Genomic DNA, 21,099 nt, shown 5'->3' with positions numbered 1-21,099 from the left:
TTCTTGCTATTTTTTGCTATTTTTTGCTATTTTTTGCTATTTAATTCTATGTTACAAAATCTTGCCTTCCCTTCGCTTTCATAGCCAAATGCAAGATTCTTCCGTTAGTTTAATTTTCAATAAATAATGAGTGCTGAAGTTTCAGCAGGGAAAATCATGGTCATTACTGGATAATGAACAACGGTAACAAAATCTTCAATATCTAATGTTCCTCTATTAACAATCGATGAGTCCTTTAAAAGATGAACAATTATTCTATCTGTACTTTCTGGCGCAAAAGTCTGAGTGGTTTGTTTTTCTGTTGTTATAGTGAGTATCCACTCTTGATCACCTTCTTCAATTTTATAAATATATCCGCTTCTAGATGCAAATGGCTCATCATGAATTTTGAGTACATTGTTTTCTATTGTAACACCGTTACCTATGATTTCTGTAAGAAATTCTACTGGTACTAGCGTTCTACCTTCAATAATGACAGGTGCGCTAGATAATTGTATTGGAGCCATTTTATTTTTATAATATGAATTGCTACCAATGTTAATGCTTGTGTATTGAGCACCCTTTGATATTTCAACAGATTTGGACTTATTATTCCATGTTACTTTATAGTCCATTTCCTCTAATGTATGTCTTAATGGAACCATGAAAATTCCTTCTACTAACTGAGCTTCTATATCATATTGAATGGTTTTACCCTTAAATTCAATAATGAGGTTCTTATAATCTATCTCTGATTTGAATCCCTCTTCTTTTGCTGAAATTAATAATGGAGCTTGTGTCTGCGTTTCATATAATACTGGTACTGCTTCATCACTGCTTCCATTTGCTTGGGCATATGTTACATTGCCTAATAGAACACAGCCTGCGACAAGTATACCCATTGTTTTTTTTAGTATCATTGTATAACCTCCTAATTTTATGTAATTGTATTTATTTGACGTTGGAAGATCAAATAATGTTCCATACTTTTTTAGTTTTCCATCATCCACTTTTTTCATTGCAGCATATCTTGATTTGCAAATAAAAAAAAGAGCATTTACATCCTTTCGTTGTTTACTTCTTTGATCTTTCGATAATTTTACCGCGTTTTGTCATTGTTTGTATCTGAAACATTCAAATTACAATTTGCATACTTTGTCTTAACTGTTGTAATTCGGGTTCATTATTATGCCCGTTGTTTATCTATAACAAATCTTTTCGTTTTTATGTACTATTATTATGAACATACTCATATATTTTATTAAAGTTGATAATGATTTCGTACAAGCGACATCTCTGGAAATACAAACAGCATTTGATACAAATTTGTCGTTTGTGCGGCTATAGGTGTCGTTTGTACATTCACGATTGACAAAATGGGTGGTTTTGTTATTATCAAGTAACAATTATTTACAGAAGGTGATGTGATGAATACATATATAATCAAGAAGGTGTATGGGATATTCGACAAGACATTAGACTTAGGTGAGGTAGACGGCATCAAGCTGAAATATATGCTTGAGTTAATTATCAATGATATGTTAAAAATAATTATTATGTTTATCGGATTTAGTCTTTTAGGGGAAGGATTGGCATTTATTTATTGTTTAGTATCATTGATGTTGATAAGATGCTTTTCTGGAGGACTTCATTTAAAAACCTTTTCCGGTTGCCTTATATTCACTACTTGTTTCTTGAGTATTTGCATTTTTTTACATCATCATATTTTCATTACATTACCGTTATTAATTGGATTGTTTTTTTTTAATATGTTTATTATGGTGTTGCTCACTCCGATTACTCCTAAACAAAGACCAAAGTATTCGGAAAAGAAAATGTTACAGTTCAAATTTATTAGCATTATGGTTGTAGTCGTTAATTTTACTTTTTATTATGTAACTGGCAATAGCACATACTTTGCTTATGCAGTATGGGTCATTACTTTACAATCTATTCAATTATTGATTGCGCTAGGGGGAATTACATATGAACATAAAACAAAAATTAAAAATGCCACTTCAAATGATTTGTAGTTTATTAATCATGGCCGCACCTATTATTCTTACCCAATCAAATTGTTATTATATGTGGGGCGAGCCTGAATGTCCAGATTGTTTAAAACAAATGGAATAAAGAGTTATGGAATAAGTGCTTTGAGAACAACAAAGTTATCAGCACCTGATTCATTATAAGCTTCAATTGAACCATGATATTTTGTAACAATCTGTTTTACATTATTAAGACCATAACCACGATTTGATTTGGACTTTGAGCTAACACCTCTATTAAACATATTTTTTAATATTTCTTTTTCTAGATATGGATGCTTATTTTTAACTATAAGTACATTCATATCTTTTTCTTTATCAATAATGACAATGATCTCATTATTCTCAACATTTGTTTCAATCGCATTATCAATAAATATCCCAAAAAGTTCAATCCACTCATAGTCATAGAGCTTGGATTCAAAAACCGGCTCTAATATCTGCACAGAAAATTTAATATTCATAGCTTCGGCCTGTGATTTTTTCCCATATAAAAATCCAGAAACTACTCTGTTATTATATTTGAGAAATTCATTTAACTCATCCTTACTTGCAATTTCTCCAGTATATTTTTCATATCGTATCAACAAATCTTCTTTATCCTTAGCTGCAAAGATCATCATATTAAGTGCCTGCAAATGATTTTTGAAATCATGTTGTCTTGCTTTAATATCTGAGATTAATTCATCAATAACTGGCATATATTGTTCGTTAACTTTTAGCTTATTCAGTGCTTGCTCATTTTTTAAGCTATTTTTCAAAATGATGAAATTTATGTAAATGATTACCAATGATAATGTTGATATACTAATTAAATTCTCTAAAAACCCATTAATACTAATATTCCAATAAACAAGCACAAACAATAGAATTATAAATGTATTAATAATTAAATATTTAAATACTTTATTTTTATTAATTACAAAATCATATATATAATGAATTGGAATGAATTTTGTAACCAAAAAAATCGATGCAAGAAATATTGATTGAGCAATTAATCCATTTTTAAAATTATATGAAATATCACCAAATATTAGCAATAGTGGTAAAACAGATAACAATTGAATAGATAAAATAAATATTGAACTAATCAGATACACATATATGTTTTCCAAAAGCTTTTGTTTATATAAAATATAGGTCATAATAATTAATAGTACTCCTAAAATTAATGTATTATACCATCCATCAACTAGATTGCTTTCTATGCCCCCTACTACAGAAAAAAACAAGATACATACTAGTAGATAACTTTTTCTAGCCTTTTTTTCTAATAAGCTTTGCGAAACTAAAACATAACACGTAACATCAAAAATTGTTAATATAATACTTTCAAATATCGTCATATCGTAACCCTCCATATATCTTCCTTAAATTTCCTGCCAATAGGTATCATCTTTTCATCCTTCTGAACGTTTAGATAATTATTAATTCTATCAATTTTTCTGATATAAGTGGTATTTACTATATAGCTTTTATGACATCTCATAAAATCATTATTCAATCTATCTATCAGTTTCGTTAAAGAATAATACGAAAAAGTTGCTTCCTCATAAATGGTCTTTATAAAAAGCTTACGGTTTTTATGTTCAATATAAATAATATCCTCTTGATTTAATATGTAAGTAAATTCTTTTTCCCTAAATTTAATTATTTTTAAATCTTCTTGAATTTTTAATCCATTTTGAATTTCTTGGAAGACGTTTCTGATATCAACGTCATTGAAAGGTTTGTTAATGAAGCTATAGCAATGAATTTTTCTATAGGCCTCAAGCTCCTTGTTATGAACTCCTGTAATGAATACGATCGGAGTTAATTTATACACATCGATTTCTCTTATTTGCTTTGCTAGTTCAATACCCGTATAATCTGTTAACTGTATATCTAAAAAGAAAACATCAATTTTTTCTAAATTAGCGATACTAAGCGCTTCTTCCGCATAGCCAGTCGCATGTATTGTTAAACTGTTATCAATACCACTAACTATCTTTATTAATCCATCTCGTATATTCACTTCATCTTCTACAATTAGTATAACGCCCATTTATGTCACCTCGAATTTTATGCTTATCATCGATATCCAAATTATACCAAATTTTTCTATATTAATCAATTTAATAGTTTGTTTTTTTACTATTTATATGTTTATAGTCGATGTTTCGACCTTCTTCAATCCTAATACAATTTTCAAACTCAACAACGAACACCCTAAAAATTATCCTATTGATCTATTTTTTTCTATATTGCTCTTAATTATTAGCGTTATTTTATATATATCAGAAATAATTAGGCATTTTATAATGACTATTCCATTATTTTTTCAGATGAAGTATAATATATATATAATCTTTCGAAAGAGGTTTTACTTATGAATGAACTTGATATAAAAATATTAACTTTACTTCAAAAAAACTCACGTATTTCCATTTCTGAAATGAGTGCACAGGTAAATCTGTCGATTTCAGCAACCAGCGATCGTTTAAGAAAGCTAGAAAGTTCAGGTATTATCTCCCAATATACTGCCATCTTGAACCCTGAAGTTTTCAATAAAACCTTGATGGCGATTATGTTTGTGAGCTTAGAAAATCCAAATTTCACGGATATGTTCTTAGCCTTTGTTCACGACCAAGAAGAAATATTAGAATGCCACTATTTAGCAGGGAATTTCGACTATGCTCTTAAAATCGTCACTAAAAACACCGCTTCTTTGGAAGCAATTTTATATAAGATAAAAAGCGTCACAGGTATTCAAAAAACGGAAACCAACGTAGTTTTATCAACAGTAAAAAATCAATATTCAATCCTACCCACAAATTAAACACTTTCGGAGGTCTTTTATATGATTATCGGTGTTCCAAAGGAAATTAAAAACAACGAAAACAGAGTAGCTCTTACACCTGGTGGTGTAAAAACCCTTGTTAGTCAAGGACATACGGTTTATGTAGAAAAAAATGCAGGACTCGGAAGCTCTTTTGAAAATGCTGATTATGAGGTAGCAGGTGCAACTCTCATTGAAGATAAACAACACTTGTTTGACATATCAGAATTAATTATTAAAGTGAAAGAGCCGTTAGAAAGTGAATATGAGCTTTTCCATGAAGGTCAAAATTTGTTTACATACTTACATCTAGCTGCTAATTTAAAATTGACTGAAGCACTGATCAGAAAAAAAATTACAAGCATTGCTTACGAAACTGTTGAACTTCCAAATGGAAGACTACCACTTCTAATGCCAATGAGCGAGGTTGCAGGTCGAATGTCTGTACAAATTGGGGCGACCTTACTCCAAAAATACAATGGTGGGGCTGGCATTTTATTAGGTGGCGTTCCTGGCGTTAAGCCTGCTAAAGTTTTAATTATTGGTGGTGGCGTTGTTGGAACAAACGCAGCAAAAATGGCGATTGGTTTAGGCGCTATTGTTACTATTATGGATGTAAACAGCGAACGAATGGCTTATCTTGATGATATCTTTGGTGGACGTGTTACAACACTGAAATACAATTACCACAACGTTGAAGACGCAGTTGTGGATACAGATTTATTGATTGGAGCTGTTTTAGTAACAGGAGAAAAAGCACCTAAAACCGTTACTACCGAAATGGTTAAATCCATGAAAAAAGGGGCTGTAATTGTTGATGTTGCTATTGATCAAGGAGGCTCCATTGAAACCATTGACCGAGTTACAACTCATGATAATCCTAGCTATGAAAAATATGGCGTTATTCATTATTCTGTAGCAAATATGCCAGGTGCTGTTCCACGTACATCTACTTTCGCTTTAGAAGCTGCTACTCTACCATATATACTCGAATTAGCCAACCTTGGTGTAATAGATGCACTCAAGTTTAATTCAAATTTGGCAAAGGGATTGAATACCTTTAATGGTTATATGACTTGCAAAGGCGTGGCAGATAGCTTTAACTTAGTATATACACCCGTTAATTCATTATTAAATTAATTACCGTAACAATGATTTTCTCATTGAAACAACTTATATTTTCATCCTTTTTTACTATAATGAAAGGGTTATCTGTGCTGACTTGCATGATAACCCTTTCTTGTTTCCCTTACATTATGTTTCGCATTATTTTACGCTATTAATCAATGCACCGTATCCTTCTTTCTCCATATTATTTAACGGTATAAACCGTATTGAAGCACTATTAATACAATACCGTTTACCACCCATTTCTTTTGGCCCATCCTCAAAAATGTGTCCTAAGTGACTATCTCCTACTCGACTTCTCACTTCTGTACGATGCATATTGAAGCTTTTATCATTTGTATGCTTAACTACTTCTGGAATAATAGGCTTTGAAAAGCTTGGCCATCCGCAACTAGAATCAAATTTTTCCTTTGATGAAAATAGTGGTTCTCCTGTAGTAATATCAACATAGATTCCTGCCTCAAATATATTCCAATATTCATTTTCAAACGGTCTCTCCGTTGCATTTTGCTGTGTCACCTTATATTGTATTTCTGATAATTTACTTTTCAGTTCCTCATCTGTAGGCTTAATGTAGCTATAAGCTTCAACATTCATTGGTAATTCCTTTTGATCATTAAGATGCGCAAAATTGATATGACAATAACCACTTGGATTCTTTTCCAAGTAATCTTGATGGTAGTCCTCCGCTAAAAAGTATTGTGCAAGTGGTTCTACCTCAGTAACAATTTTTTGTGAATACTTTTCTTGCTCCTTAGCAATGATACTGTCGATAATAAACCGATCAGCTTCATCTTTATAGTATATTGCTGTTCTATATTGTGAACCTCTATCATTGCCTTGTCTATCTTTCATTGTCGGATCAATTACCTTAAAATAGTATTCTAATAAAACCTCAAGGCTTACTCTCTCTGGATCATATCTTACATGAACAGCTTCTGAATGCCCCGTGGTGTGAGAGCAAACCTCTTCATAGGTTGGATTAACTGTATTTCCATTTGCATAACCCGAGGTCACGTCGTAAACTCCATATATTCTAGCAATATACGCTTCTACTCCCCAAAAGCACCCTCCTGCCAACCAAACTTCTTTTAACTTTGAAAGATCATAATTAACGTGTACATTGGGATTCTTAGGAATTCTTGAACTCATATCTCTACCACCTTTCACCAGCCTAAATATAGGTCAACTTCATTATCAGTATCATTATTTATTTATAGTAATATCCTTATTAACAAACTATTATGTAGAAAAAATCGTAGCGTACTGATGGATAAGCAAGTGCTTATCAGTAAACCCTATCATAGGATCCTTAGTTAATCATTCATTTCCATATTATACCACTAAAATAATTATTTTCAAAGATTCACGTGTTTCCACTTTTGTTCTGACCAATATTATGATACTATAATAATATGTTTAATTATTAGTTTATTTGTTGCCATTTGAATTATTAAACAGAAGTTATATGAAGGAATTCATTGATTTATATATTAAAAACTTACAAACGATTATTTCGGGAGGTAATTTAATGAAGAAAATTTATGTATTTGTACTGGTTATCGTCTTAAGTATTAGCTCTATGTCCTCAGGCGCCTTTGCCGCACCCTCTGTCAACTCTGTAGGCCAGTACACTGTCCTCCACGCAAATGGTGATGATTCTGTAAAAAAAGCCATTATTAATCAGAATGATATTGTTGTTATTGGGAGTTCAGATTCACAGGAATATGGTTTCCAAGTTAGGACAGGTTACATAGCTAAATTATCATTTAATGGAGATATTCTTTGGATGAGTTCTTATAATGGTTCTTTTTTTGATATAGCAAAGAATAATCAAGGATTTGTAATCGTTGGTTATGATAGCGCTTATCAGCGTATGGTACTCCAATATGATCATCAAGGTAACTTACTCTGGGAAAGAGTTGGACAAGGCATCCTAGAGCAAGGAGCATGGTCCCATGTGAAGATAGATGATACAGGGAACATCCTACTAGGTGGCTATTACAGTCATATTGGTGGAAAAGGTGAGAGCACTAGTAACTACAATATGGCTTCAATGGCTCTAATGGATAGCAGTGGTACTACTTTATGGTCTCATAATACACTTGAGAATAACTCTGATACCGTTGACGAAATGATTATAACAAGTAATCATTATCTCTTTTTTGTATATGATGAAACCTTTGGCACCGGTATTACAACTTGGGATATAAAAACAATCACAATCCCTATTGATAAAAATGGTGTAGTTCAACCCACTGAATTTCTAGATCCAACCATTGAACACTTTATGATTCGTGGCTCTCTTTCAATTAACAACGGACAATACCACTTGCTCTCAGGAGTAAAATATACAAATAATATTCCTTCCCATTTTATCCACTTATTTGATAGTAATATGATCTATTTATCAACACAGAATATATCTTCAAATATAAGCAACTTGATTACGGGGAATATAAATTTAGTACAAGGAGATTCTCTAATCACTGATTATTTTAATGCCACAACTATTGGTACGTCAGCATTAGGACAAATAGATAGTATAATAATCACTGTAGATTCAAGCGGGCAAATTAAAAATATGATGCCAATTGGTGGTACTGCGAATGATTACATTTTAGAAATATCTGAAATAAATGGTAATCTTATTGGTGTTGGCTATACAAATAGCCCCGAGCTCACAGGTGTAGCTGATGGTAAGAACGATATTGTTATTTGGCGTAGCGCTTCTACTAATCCTAATCCTCCTATAATTCCATCAAAAAGCATTTACTTTAAAGACCTAGATAGCCTATCCGATGAAAACATTAGTGCAATTGATGCTTTAAGTGAAAAAAAGGTTATTGAGGGCAAAGGAAATGGGTTGTATGACCCCATAAATCCTGTATCAAGAGCAGAATTTGCCAAGATATTAGTGCTTGGCTTTGATTTAAAGGATGATGGTACTTCAACTACTTTTACAGATGTTAAGAGTACCAATTGGTTCAATCCATTTGTTACCGTATCAAAACAAGCAGGTATGATTAATGGTTATTCTGATAACTCCTTTAAACCAAACCAAGTTATTTCTAAACAAGAGATTGTAAAAATTTGTTCTACTTATTTAAAGAGTACCGACACTATTACTACAGCAAATCTACAACTACTTTCTACTTATAAAGATGCAAATCAGATGGATGAGTGGACAAAGGAATATACCGCTATAGCCATTGAGGCAGGTATACTTAAGCCCGAGGAGGAAATTAACTTCAATGGTAAAAATTCAATGACTAGGGCTGATGCTGCATTGCTAGTTTATAGAACTCTTGTATTTAAAGACTCAAAATAATAATAGACCGTCTACACCTTTAACGCATTCTAAACAGTTTAGCTTTCAATAAAAAAACAATTTCACTGTTCGATAAAAAGCCCTGATCATTAAAACTTTCATGGCTTTTCTCTTGACATCTATATCTATTTATTGTAATATATAAATATATTATTAAAATTAAACTAATTAAAATAAATTAAAGAGAGGAATTGCTATGTCCAAAAAAGTAATTATTGTCGGAGGTGTCGCCGGTGGTGCTAGTGCCGCTGCACGACTAAGAAGATTAGATGAGTCTATAGAAATAATCATGTTTGAAAGAGGGCCCTACATCTCGTATGCAAATTGTGGCTTACCCTACTATATAGGCGGAACTATCAAAGATAGAAATGCTCTATTTGTTCAAACGCCTGAAGCTATGAAAGCACGATTTAATATGGATGTTCGCATCCAAAGCGAAGTAATGTCTATTAATAGAGAAACGAAGACGGTGTTAGTAAATGATCTTGTCTCAGGGCAAACCTATGAAGAAAGTTATGATACGTTAGTATTATCTCCTGGTTCCTCCCCTCTTCGACCTAAAATACCTGGTATTGATAGCCCAAATATCTTTACGCTATGGACTGTACCCGATACAGATTCGATAAAAAACTATATCGATACTCATAAGGTAAAAACAGCTACAGTAATTGGTGGTGGCTTTATAGGAATTGAAATGGTAGAAAATTTACATGACCTTGGAATCGAAGTAACTTTAGTTGAAATGGTGGACCAGGTACTTACTCCTGTTGATTTCGAAATGGCTCAAATAATTCACAATCATTTATCAAACCAAGGTATCCGTCTACATTTAAAAAATGGTGTAAAAACCTTCTCTTATAATGATGGCGTTACAATTGTTGAGCTTCAAGATGGTACAAATGTACTTTCAGATCTAGTTATTCTATCTATTGGAGTTACTCCAAATGGTAGTCTTGCTAAGGATTCTGGCTTAGATGTAAATGCTCGTGGTGGAATTATTGTAGATCCATATCTCAAAACAAGTGATGCATCTATTTATGCTATTGGAGATGCTATTGAAGTAATTGATTATGTGAATCAAATTCCAACTATGATTCCACTTGCTGGACCCGCAAACAAACAAGGTCGTATAGTTGCAAACAATATAGTTGGTAGAATGGAATCCTACGAAGGTACCCAAGGTACTTCAGTTGCCAAAGTTTTTGATCTAACCGTTGCAACCACTGGTACAAACGAAAAAATCCTCAACCGTTTAGGCAAGGAATATGGTAAGGATTACTGGATCACCATTGTGCAACCAAGATCTCATGCAGGTTATTATCCAGGAGCAATGCCTATGACCTTAAAAGTCATTTTTGATAATGACGGTAAAATATTAGGGGCGCAAAATGTTGGATTTGATGGCGTAGAAAAGAGAATTGATGTTATTGCAACTGCAATGAGATTTGGTGGAACTATTTATGATTTGAAAAAATTAGAACTTGCTTATGCACCTCCCTATTCCTCTGCAAAGGACCCAACAAATTTAGCCGGCTTCTCCGCAGAAAATATATTGCTGGGTGATCAAGCTCCAATTTTATGGCGTGAGTTAATTAACTTAGATTCTAGCGAATCAATCATCTTAGATATACGAGAAAACATAGAATATGAACTTGGTGCAATAGAAAATGCTATCCACATACCAATCAATGATTTACGAGAACGATTGAATGAATTACCTAAGGATAAATTAATTGTTGTTTATTGCGCGGTTGGATTACGTGGTTACATTGCTGCAAGAATATTATCAGAAAATGGATTTACTGTTAAAAACCTACTTGGTGGGTTCAGCTTATATAGGATGTTTTATGGTGATTATACGAATCCTCGATGTGATTTTGAAAACATTCCTGTTTTAGGAGATGATGGTGCCCCAGAGGTTGAGGAGATTGTACAAATAACAGGTCAAACGGTTACTCTAAATGCATGTGGTTTGCAGTGTCCTGGTCCAATTATGCAAGTGAATTCCAAAATTCACGAGCTTAATAATGGAGATATCCTAGAGGTATTTGCTACAGATCCTGGCTTTGGCGTAGATGTTCAAGCTTGGTGCAAAAAAACAGGTAACACATTCCTTAAATCTGAAAAAAGAAGCAAGGATTTTGCAATATATATTAAAAAGGAAGCCTCCACTTCTTCACCTAATAAGACAGAAGCTACCGATGATAGTACAATGGTTGTTTTTAGTGGCGACTTAGACAAGGCGTTAGCGGCAATGATTATCGCGAACGGTGCAGTTGCAATGGGTAAAAAGGTTACCTTGTTCTTTACCTTCTGGGGTTTAAATATACTCAGGAAACCTGAAAAGGTATCTGTTTCCAAGTCCCTTATAGAAAAAATGTTTGGAATCATGATGCCAAGAGGTAGCAAAAAATTAAAGCTCTCTAAAATGAATATGAGTGGTATGGGAACTGCTATGATTAAAAAGGTAATGAATGATAAAAATGTTAATTCTCTTGAAGAATTAATTCAATCTGCAATGGATAGTGGCATTAAGTTTGTTGCATGTACAATGTCTATGGATTTGATGGGCATTAAGGAAGAAGAACTCATTGAAGGCGTTGAATTTGGTGGTGTCGCATCCTATTTAGGTGCTACGGAAGCCGCTAATCATAATCTGTTTATTTAAAACAATACAAGCAAAAATGGCAACTCATTTATTGAGCTGCCATTTTTTTATTATTCTAATCCAATATATAAATATTAATTTTCCAGTTAAAGAATACGGTACCCTTTTTCCTATTTATCAATCCATATTGGTGCAGTGATAATATAATTGTTATCCTTTTGCCTTATCCTGACATAATAGTAACTCTGTTCTGCTTTTGGAGCTAAAGATACTTGATAGTTGATATTATTGCTATTAAAGGTTTTGTAGTCTACAATTTTACCCCCGTTGGTATAAATAGTGATATCTTGAACCTTATCTGCAACGTCCGGATCCTTTACTCCTATGTATATATTAAGTTGATTAACGCTATCCGTAATTTCGGAACCCATCACATATCCATTTAGGGTATAATTCACTTCTACATTCTTATCTTCTGCAGCATAAACTCTATGCTCTCTTATTGCATCAAATAAAGCTTCTCTTGTTAAGTCTTTTGCTAAGATCACAGTTCTAAATGGATTGGTGGTTACCCAATCTCTATTATGGTTGTCTTGCCCATTTGTTGGTGCAACATGCCAGCCTTTATCTAAGGCTTTAAAGTAATAGCCATCACATCTCCAATAATCACTATTAAGTTGCTTCCCTGGACCATTCCCAACCTCAAATAAATGAATAACATCGTCTCTCTCTTTTGAGTAGAAACCAAAATCTTGGAAATCTCCCCATGTCGTACCTGGATGGTTGAACTGTGAAAAAGAGTCAACCTCCTTTTCTAACTTTTCATAATATGGTTCTAGTTCTATACTACGTCTACTGTAGAAACCCTCTGTGTTATAAGTATTCATATGCCCAGAAACCTTATCCCAGTATGTGAGTTCATATCCTGCAATAGCTATAAATTCTCCATCTTCATTATATTCATCAGCTGTTTTTTTCATAAGTGCCCATTCTTCACTATTATGACTTTCAAAAGTAGCTTCATCGCCATTATCGAATAGATTGGAATGATCTGTTACCGCAAAGAAATCAACATTGCCCTTTTCCTTTGCCCATTTATATGCTTCCTCAACTTCTCCATATCCATCCGATACGCCCGTATGGGAATGCAATTGACCTCTGTAGTGGTTATAGAGTGGTTGTGCAGTAATATCTATCATTTGTGATTTTTGTTTCCATTCAGCCTTATGATTCAATGTATCTGTAATAAATTTAATTGGTACTAAGGTTTTGTTATTTTTCAGCACAGCTTGAGTCTTTAGTGATATTTCTTTTCCATCAACAAGTGCTGTTTTTTGATTGATTGTTAATATGATCGTTTTTTCTTCATTTGTAATGGTGATTTGCTTTAATGCACCATTCCATTTTACTCTTGCCCCAAGAGCTTCACACAGTTCTCTTACTGGTGCTAATGCATAGTTGTTATTATTAATAAATGCTTTCGTGTCTTTAAAAACTACTGCAACTCCATTCACCCTCACACCTATACCACTTTGGGCATCTACTTGAATATTTGCAAAACTAATCATAATCAAAATACTACAAAGCAATACTTTTGCGTAGCCGATTTTCTTTTTTCTAGTCATTTTCGCAAGCTCCCCTTAAGATGATTTATATTTTATATTGTGTTTCATTATACACTCTAATCTCTTTTCATTACAATGCCGTTGGTCCAACTGTCAAGAAACTGTAATATTACACCAATTGCATTCATTCTTTTGCTTTTGACAATTTTCATTATTTTATCTATACTAGGAATATACTAATTATATCGAGGTATTATTATGATGGAATCAGATTTATACTTGCCTATAAAGAGTCTCTTTACAACATTGGGTTATGAAGTAAATGGAGAAGTAAAAAATATAGATGTTACTGCAATGAAAGGTGATGAAATGATTATCATCGAGCTTAAAACTTCCTTTAATTTAAAGCTTATTTTACAGGCTATAGAAAGACAACGCATAACGGAACATGTATATATAGCTATTCCTAGACCAAAATTTCAACTAAGGAAAAAACATACTTTTAAAGAGAAGGAAAATTTATTAAGACGCTTAGGACTTGGGTTAATACTGGTTGCCCTTGATGTAAAAGCTCCTTATGCACAAATCCTATTTGACCCTACTCCATTTATGCAAACAATAAGATTGAGTAGCAAGAAAAAGGCTTTGGCCTTAAAAGAACTCTCGGATAGACACGGAGATCATAATCGTGGCGGCTCAAGAGGAAAGTTAGTTACTGCCTATAGAGAAAAGGCACTACTTGCAGCGAGCTATTTAAAGGACCAAGAAGAAATGACCGTAAAAGCTTTAAGAGAAGCTACTGGTAACGAAAAAATGCAAGCACTATTATTAAATAATCATTATGCTTGGTTTGAAAGAGTCAAAAAAGGTGTATATAAGCTAAGTGATGAAGGGCATAAAGCATTTGATGAATATACGGATATTATAAATAGGATAAAATAAATAGTTTCTAATTCAACAAAAAAGGCACAGCGATTATTTCTAAATCGGCGTGCTTTTTCGTTTTGGTAGTCCTACATTTATTAGTCCCTACAGATTGAATTAAATTTTACTCAATAGTCACGATCCTTACAAATTAATTGTGTTCCCCCAAACACAAGTTATTATCTCCCCTTATTCTCTTTGTTCAATCTGATAGTTTGACCTCCGCCCCAATGTATCCTTCCAAAATTTCATTTTCTAAACATTTTCATTTGTTGCAACAAATTTGTAAGACGAGAACTGCATCGCATGAATGAGTCTCTATAGAAATGATTACCAGATAACTGGTATGCATCTATCATACAATGAATATAACGATATTTGGTATGCTGTCAGCATACAAAAGGCACTTTTTTTACTAATCGGGACTATATTCCTATTTTTTCATCCAGTTCCATATCTCATGCTGTTTCAATTTCTGTTCCAGTCTCTTTTTCAGTTTCAGTTTCATTTTCTGTTTCATTTTCTGTTTCTGTTTCTGTTTCTGTTTCTGTTTCTGTTTCTGTTTCTGTTTCTGTTTCTGTTTCTGTTTCATTTTCAGAAAGGTAAAGTCCCAAAATAATAAATACAGCGCCGAAAACTGTGATTAGTGTAATTGCCTCCCGCAGAATGATTGCTGAAAACACAGTTGTTACAACAGGAATTAAATATATATACTGATTTGTTTTTATTGAACCAAGCATCTGTATTGCTTTATTCCACATTAAAAAAGCCAATGAAGATGCAATTATGCCTAAAAATAGCATACTCAAAACAAGACTAATATCAACTTTTTGTATATATAGGCTTTGTTTAGAAATCAAAATAATAATACCCAAGAAAACAAGTCCATACAACATAACTTTTCTTGTCATTTCAATCAAATGATAGGTTTTTTCAATCTTTTGCATTACTAGTGTATAAAGGGCAAACATCAACGCTGCTATAAATGCAAAAAAATCGCCAATTGGTTCAATGCCTGCAAGCTTATTTCCATTTATGATAATTAAAATTACTCCAAAGTATGCTATAACAAAGCCCACAATGCTTTTCTTTGTAAAGAAATGGGTTTTATAAATAAGCGCTGATAACACTCCGGTTATGAGTGGAATAGTAGATACAATTAAGCTAACGTTGGATGAATAAGTATGTATTAAGGCTGAGTTTTCAAAAAAGAAATATAGCGCCAAGCACCCTCCAGTAATCAAAAACAATAATTCCTCCTTCAAATTATTGGGCCGTTTAAACTTAGGATATAAAATACTTAAGAATAATACTGCTATGATAAACCTGAAAAATAATATTTGTAGCGGAGTAAATTGATTTAATAAAATTTTACTTACTATGAAGGTCGTACTCCATATGGTTATTGTTAATATTGCTAATATATGTCCTTTAAATTTATGAATCATTTAGCTACCTCCCTTATCTTGTCTATTTTACTTTATCTTGATAAAGTTTACTAGTTCTTTTTCACAATAATACATGTGTTTACTAGAGAAATGTTATGTTGTGTGTTATAATTATTGGAAGATATTAAATAATTTATTTGAATAGGGGGACATCTATGAATGACGAATTATTAGCGTTAGATGAAATTGAACGAAATAAGAAATATTTGTATCTTTTAAAAAAACAATTTCCAAACATACAGGCTGCTAGCACAGAAATCATTAATCTGCAGGCAATCTTAAGTCTGCCAAAGGGCACAGAACATTTTTTATCTGACCTACACGGAGAATACGAAGCATTTATTCATGTATTAAAAAACGGTTCTGGTGTTGTAAGGAAAAAAATTGAAGATGTTTTCAGAACAACGATTACTAGTAATCAAAAGAGTGCTTTGGCTCAATTAATTTATTACCCTAAAGAAGTATTGTTGCGAATTGAAGATGAGGATATTGATGAGTGGTATGCCACTACATTACATAGGTTAATTAAGGTTTGTAGAGAAGTTTCTTCCAAATATACAAGATCAAAAGTTAGAAAAGCGTTACCAAAAGACTTTATATATATTATTGAGGAATTGTTACATGAACAAGAAAATGTAATTGATAAGCAGTATTACTATGATGAAATTATTCGAAGTATTATTCGAACAGAACAATCCAAACCTTTTATTGTTGCAATTTGTGAGTTGATTCAGCATCTTGCCATAGATCACTTACATATTATTGGAGATGTATATGATAGAGGCCCTGGCTCAGACATCATTATGGATACGCTGTTGGACTATCATTCACTAGATATCCAATGGGGTAATCATGACATTGCTTGGTTAGGTGCGGCTTCTGGTTCTCTTTTGTGTATTGCAAATACGATCAGGGTTTCAGTAAAGGCTGGTAACATTAATAACATAGAAGAATCTTATGGTATAAGTCTTCTTCCTTTAGCAAAATTTGCTATGGATACGTATCCTGAAGTCCATGATATCTTTAAGCCAAGTGCACAAAATGGCCTAGATAAGCGTGAAGATTTGATGAGTGCCCAAATACATAATGCGATTAGTATTATTCAGTTCAAGCTAGAAGGTCAGCTTATTCAACGTAAGCCTAGTTATAATTTTGAATGTAGATTATTCTTAGATAAGATTGATTATGAAAATAGCACCGTGAACTACGAAGGAAAGGTTTACCCTTTAAGAGATAACCACTTCCCAACCATTGATCCAAACGATCCATATACCTTAACCGCAGAAGAAATGGATATTATGCTTAAATTAAAGCAGTCTTTCCTCAGAAATGAAAAGCTACAAAAGCATATGGACTTAATGCTATCAAAAGGCAGTATGTATTTAGCTTTCAATGGCAATCTCTTGTACCATGGTTGTATACCAATGAATCATAACAAAGAATTTGAATCCTTTGAGCTGAATGGAAAGTTCTATAGTGGTAGAGCTTTAATCGATCAATTTGAAATTATGGTTAGAGAAGCCTATGCAAATAGAATGAAAAAATTCGAAGAAAAAGATGTGGACTTTTTCTGGTATTTAACTACTGGCGAAAATTCCTCCCTTTTTGGCAAGAAAAAAATTACAACCTTCGAACGTTATTATATTGAAGATCCTGCAACTCATGCGGAAGCCAAAAATCCATATTATACTTGGGTTGAAGAAAAAAGCGTTTGTGAATTGATACTGGCAGAATTTGGCTTGTATAATACGAATGCCCGAATCATAAATGGTCACGTTCCAGTAAAAGTAAAAAAAGGCGAAAGCCCAATAAAAGCTGATGGAAAACTTCTTGTAATTGATGGTGGACTGTCAAAGGCTTACCAGAACGAAACAGGCATCGCTGGCTATACACTGATTTACAATTCACATGGAATGATTTTAGCTGCTCATGAACCTTTTGAAACAACCGAAAAAGCAATTCAAAATAATAGAGATATCTTTTCAAAATTAACTATTTTAGAAAATAGAAGTATTCGAATTCTAGTTGCCGATACAGACATCGGTATTCTGATTAAAAAGGATATTTATGATTTAGAACTTTTGCTCCTCGCATATAGAAAAGGTATTATCAAATAACTTAAATTCAAATTAATGTACAAAAAAATCTCCTTTCTGCATATAAGTAATTATTGTCAGATAGGAGATTTTTCACTCTACTATATATGAATTTAGCCGGTATAACTTATTCTCCAATCAATCTTTTCTCACCCTCAAGTGCGTGAATTGGACCAATATTTTGAGTAACCTCTAAAGTACCAAGAAACTCACCTTCCTTATTTCTTACAGCAAAATATCTAATATATACAAATTTCTCACCCATCTTAATCCAAAAATCTTCATGGTCCTTTTTACCAGACTTCAGATCCTCAACAATTTTTTCTACAATATGAACGCTTGCTGGTGGATGACAATTCGAAACTTCTCTTCCAATAACTGATTTGGTTCTAGGAAAAATCCTTTCTTTACCCTGAGAAAAATATTTTACCAAACCGTCTTTATCAACAAAGGTAAGATCTAATGGCAACGTATTTAATACAGCACCGATTTCCTCAGTCGTTAGAATTCCGGTATCAAACTTAATATGTCCAAGATCAGATGCTTTCACGCTTTTCTTTTCTTCTTCTTGTACTATATTATTTTTGACTGGTTGCCACTTAGCTATCGGTTGAGTTAAACAATATCCAAATTCATCACTATCTTCTTCAATAGTCTTCCATTCATCTTCTGATAAGGTATCCACTACCATAGGGAAGAGTATATTTTCTTCTTTGAAAATCATATCATTGATTTTCTTTATGACGTCAGTTGCTTTTTGCACTACTTGTTCTTTCGCATTGTCATAGCTTTGAAGGATTGTCTTAACTTCTTTAATTTGATTACGTATCTCATCATCTACACCCCACATCACCTTAGGAGGTGCAGTAATGCCGTATTTCTCCATATAAGGAAAGAGTAAGTTTTCTTTTCTCAAATAATGTTTATGAATATCCCAAAGTAGATTAAGAACTTCAAGTAGTTTAAATACATTTTCTGGGCTATCCTTTTGCTCAAAATCTTCTAAAGCTTTTTGAACCTTATCATTTAGTAACTTTTCAATTTCTCTATTTTCAAGATAAAAGGTATTAACTGGATGACCTGGCGTTTCTTCTGGGATTCTTTGTCTGTGTATTTCTTCAATAGATCCCTTAAACACCTCCGCATGAACATCACATAATCTTTGAATTTCTTCAACGGGCATACCTTCGTTTATTAGGGCTTGCTCCATTTCAGAAATTTCTGTAGGTGATACTCCTTCAATCAATTCTCCAAAGGCCTCCTTAACTTCATTGACAGACTTACCTTCGTGTAATTGTGTTATTAATATCTTTAATTGTTGTTGTCTATATTCTCTGTTGTTGATTAATTCACTCATATTTTTTCCCTCCTATAGGATTGTATATCCTTTGTCTTCAAAGGTAGCTTTAATATGTTCTATTGGAATATTCTTCATAGCTGCCCCTTTTGGAATAGTCATAATTCTTCCAACAGTATTTAGCATACCCTTACCTGTAATGTTTTCAAACCCCAGCTCCTGCATAATTTCAATGATATCTGGGTTGGCAGTACATAGCTCATATATGTTTTTTGAAAAATCCAAGGTTTTATCCATAAGCACCTTCCTTTAATATGTTTAGTATACCAATGTATATCCTAATTAAATCACTTTTTCATCAAATACACAACGTTATACTCGTTTATATAAATAAGAAACCCACTAAAATATATAAGTGGGCTTTCTACAAAAGTCAAGGTTACAAAACCTCCGCATTCCATTCTCTTAAAAAATATGTGTTTTTTCGATAGAAGTAATGTGGGCGATGGATATTACATAATATTCTATTATGGTCCCTTGAGACATTTTTTTCGCCAATACTAAATCCTCACCAACTCCAACGATAGTAAGGTTTGTTAATTTTGAAAATCCTCCCATTCCACAAGTTTGCATTGAAACTAAAACCCCAGCTTCTTTAAATGCTTTAAACCTATCCTTTAATTTTGTATCATAAAATAAAGGTTCGCTCATCCAATAAGGTACATAACTTCCAAGCACCAAATGCGTTTCAACATTATTTTGTGCTTCAGCTTCAAATTTCAAACCTACCATTTGGTTGGTTGGTATAATACAATCATCTATTTCAATTAATCTTCCTTCAACTTTTTTAATCAATTGTTTATTTACTTTTTGATCAGCTGTTGTAGCAAAATCAACCTTATTAATATTTAAGTCTAATAAGCCTCTTATAATTACTTGCCATTCTTTATGACAGAAGCAATCACATTTTCCTGGAGGTCCAGTATCACCTTTTGGTCCTGTGTCGCCTTTTGGTCCTTTAGGGCCTATGTCACCTTTCGGTCCTTGCTTTCCTCTTGGCCCCTCATCTCCTTCTGGTCCACAATGACCTCTTGGGCCTGTTTCTCCTTTTGGTCCTTGATGTCCCCTACAACCCATATCGCCTTTGGGTCCTCTTGGACCTAAATCACCTTTTTGTCCTGCCGGTCCAATTGCTCCTATATCGCCCTTTGGTCCTAACGGTCCTTCTGCTCCTGTATCTCCTTTTGGTCCTGCCAGTCCTTCTGCTCCTGTTTCGCCTTTTGGTCCTGCCGGTCCTTGTTCTCCTGTTTCACCACGTGGTCCTTGTAATCCTTCTGCTCCTACATCACCTTTTGGTCCTGCCAGTCCTTCTGCTCCTGTATCGCCTTTGGGTCCTGCTAGCCCTTCTGCTCCTGTATCGCCTTTTGGTCCTGCTAGCCCTTCTACTCCTGTATCACCTTTTGGTCCTGTCAGTCCTTTTGCTCCTGTATCGCCTTTGGGTCCTGCCGGTCCTGTTGCTCCTGTATCGCCTTTGGGTCCTGCCGGTCCTGTTGCTCCAATATTACCTTTTGGTCCTACCAGACCTTGTTCTCCTGTTTCACCACATGGACCTTGTGGTCCTCGAGGTCCTTGCTCACCAATAACATCAACTGGCCCACAAGCTACTCTATCCCCTTTTATACATCTTCTTTCTGCTCTATTATATTTCTTTGTCACTTCTTTGTATGCGATTCTATTTTTATTTTGACAATCCAAATACCTTGCATTCATACAATCTTCAAATAATTCTACCCTTACTGTCCTATAAATCTTATCTTTTTTAGAAATTTTAGTGCCTCTTTCTTTCATCCTTTC

General features: G+C 33.4%; 16 protein-coding genes. 7 read left to right on the top strand and 9 right to left on the bottom strand.

All coding sequences use genetic code 11. The features are described from left to right. Positions 1 to 116 precede the first annotated feature (116 nt). The gene (locus CVU84_11880; GenBank protein ID PKM94154.1) at positions 117 to 998 is read right to left on the bottom strand and encodes a hypothetical protein; all 882 of its coding nucleotides are present in this window, start codon (positions 996 to 998) and stop codon (positions 117 to 119) included. Positions 999 to 1,406: 408 nt separating this feature from the next. On the opposite strand from CVU84_11880, the gene CVU84_11875 reads away from it, so the two are divergent. Then, positions 1,407 to 2,012 (top strand): hypothetical protein, encoded by a 606-nt coding sequence (locus CVU84_11875; protein PKM94153.1) that lies wholly within the window; start codon positions 1,407 to 1,409, stop codon positions 2,010 to 2,012. A gap of 104 nt (positions 2,013 to 2,116) precedes the next feature. Here the strand turns inward: CVU84_11875 and CVU84_11870 are convergent, their stop codons facing one another. After that, a complete protein-coding gene (locus tag CVU84_11870; GenBank protein ID PKM94152.1) occupies positions 2,117 to 3,391 on the bottom strand; it encodes a hypothetical protein in 1,275 nt (424 codons plus the stop codon). Beyond that, on the bottom strand, positions 3,373 to 4,074 hold the full coding sequence (locus tag CVU84_11865; protein ID PKM94151.1) for a DNA-binding response regulator: 702 nt from the start codon (positions 4,072 to 4,074) through the stop codon (positions 3,373 to 3,375). Before CVU84_11865 ends, CVU84_11870 begins: the two co-directional genes overlap by 19 nt. Before the next feature lie 324 nt (positions 4,075 to 4,398). On the opposite strand from CVU84_11865, the gene CVU84_11860 reads away from it, so the two are divergent. Continuing rightward, positions 4,399 to 4,848, top strand: a complete 450-nt coding sequence (locus CVU84_11860) for an Lrp/AsnC family transcriptional regulator (protein ID PKM94150.1) — start codon at positions 4,399 to 4,401, stop codon at positions 4,846 to 4,848. Positions 4,849 to 4,869: 21 nt separating this feature from the next. Next, positions 4,870 to 5,988 carry an alanine dehydrogenase gene (gene ald / locus CVU84_11855; protein PKM94149.1) on the top strand — a complete coding sequence of 373 codons (1,119 nt, stop codon included), beginning with the start codon at positions 4,870 to 4,872 and terminating at the stop codon, positions 5,986 to 5,988. A 126-nt stretch (positions 5,989 to 6,114) separates the two neighbouring features. On the opposite strand, the gene CVU84_11850 is transcribed toward ald, so the two are convergent. Beyond that, on the bottom strand, positions 6,115 to 7,128 hold the full coding sequence (locus CVU84_11850; protein ID PKM94148.1) for a peptide-methionine (R)-S-oxide reductase: 1,014 nt from the start codon (positions 7,126 to 7,128) through the stop codon (positions 6,115 to 6,117). Positions 7,129 to 7,444: 316 nt separating this feature from the next. Between CVU84_11850 and CVU84_11845 the strand changes: the two genes are divergently transcribed. Next, entirely contained in the window at positions 7,445 to 9,307 is a 1,863-nt protein-coding gene (locus tag CVU84_11845) for a hypothetical protein (GenBank protein ID PKM94147.1), read from the top strand. A 196-nt stretch (positions 9,308 to 9,503) separates the two neighbouring features. Next, entirely contained in the window at positions 9,504 to 11,975 is a 2,472-nt protein-coding gene (locus CVU84_11840) for a pyridine nucleotide-disulfide oxidoreductase (protein ID PKM94146.1), read from the top strand. A gap of 110 nt (positions 11,976 to 12,085) precedes the next feature. On the opposite strand, the gene CVU84_11835 is transcribed toward CVU84_11840, so the two are convergent. Beyond that, positions 12,086 to 13,540, bottom strand: coding sequence for a hypothetical protein (locus CVU84_11835; protein PKM94145.1), 1,455 nt, complete (start codon positions 13,538 to 13,540; stop codon positions 12,086 to 12,088). A gap of 198 nt (positions 13,541 to 13,738) precedes the next feature. Between CVU84_11835 and CVU84_11830 the strand changes: the two genes are divergently transcribed. Continuing rightward, positions 13,739 to 14,422, top strand: a complete 684-nt coding sequence (locus tag CVU84_11830; GenBank protein PKM94144.1) for a hypothetical protein — start codon at positions 13,739 to 13,741, stop codon at positions 14,420 to 14,422. A 440-nt stretch (positions 14,423 to 14,862) separates the two neighbouring features. On the opposite strand, the gene CVU84_11825 is transcribed toward CVU84_11830, so the two are convergent. After that, positions 14,863 to 15,852: an EamA family transporter gene (locus CVU84_11825; GenBank protein PKM94143.1), complete on the bottom strand. Its 990-nt coding sequence runs from the start codon at positions 15,850 to 15,852 to the stop codon at positions 14,863 to 14,865. Between the two features lie 155 nt (positions 15,853 to 16,007). Here CVU84_11825 and CVU84_11820 point away from each other — a divergent pair, with 155 nt between their 5' ends. Continuing rightward, positions 16,008 to 17,969, top strand: coding sequence for a class 3 fructose-bisphosphatase (locus CVU84_11820; protein PKM94142.1), 1,962 nt, complete (start codon positions 16,008 to 16,010; stop codon positions 17,967 to 17,969). Positions 17,970 to 18,075: 106 nt separating this feature from the next. Here CVU84_11820 and CVU84_11815 read toward each other — a convergent pair whose 3' ends face one another. From CVU84_11815 to CVU84_11805, 3 genes are all read right to left on the bottom strand, one after another. Beyond that, positions 18,076 to 19,305 (bottom strand): PAS domain S-box protein, encoded by a 1,230-nt coding sequence (locus tag CVU84_11815; GenBank protein PKM94141.1) that lies wholly within the window; start codon positions 19,303 to 19,305, stop codon positions 18,076 to 18,078. A gap of 12 nt (positions 19,306 to 19,317) precedes the next feature. Beyond that, positions 19,318 to 19,542, bottom strand: a complete 225-nt coding sequence (locus CVU84_11810; GenBank protein ID PKM94140.1) for a hypothetical protein — start codon at positions 19,540 to 19,542, stop codon at positions 19,318 to 19,320. Positions 19,543 to 19,710: 168 nt separating this feature from the next. Then, positions 19,711 to 21,093 carry a hypothetical protein gene (locus tag CVU84_11805; GenBank protein PKM94139.1) on the bottom strand — a complete coding sequence of 461 codons (1,383 nt, stop codon included), beginning with the start codon at positions 21,091 to 21,093 and terminating at the stop codon, positions 19,711 to 19,713. Positions 21,094 to 21,099: the final 6 nt, after the last annotated feature.

The sequence above is a fragment of the Firmicutes bacterium HGW-Firmicutes-1 genome (assembly GCA_002841625.1).
In the GTDB taxonomy this organism is placed as follows: domain Bacteria; phylum Bacillota; class Clostridia; order Lachnospirales; family Vallitaleaceae; genus HGW-1.
Note: the sequence above shows the minus strand (reverse complement) of the source record. Positions and strands in the feature narration are given on the sequence as shown.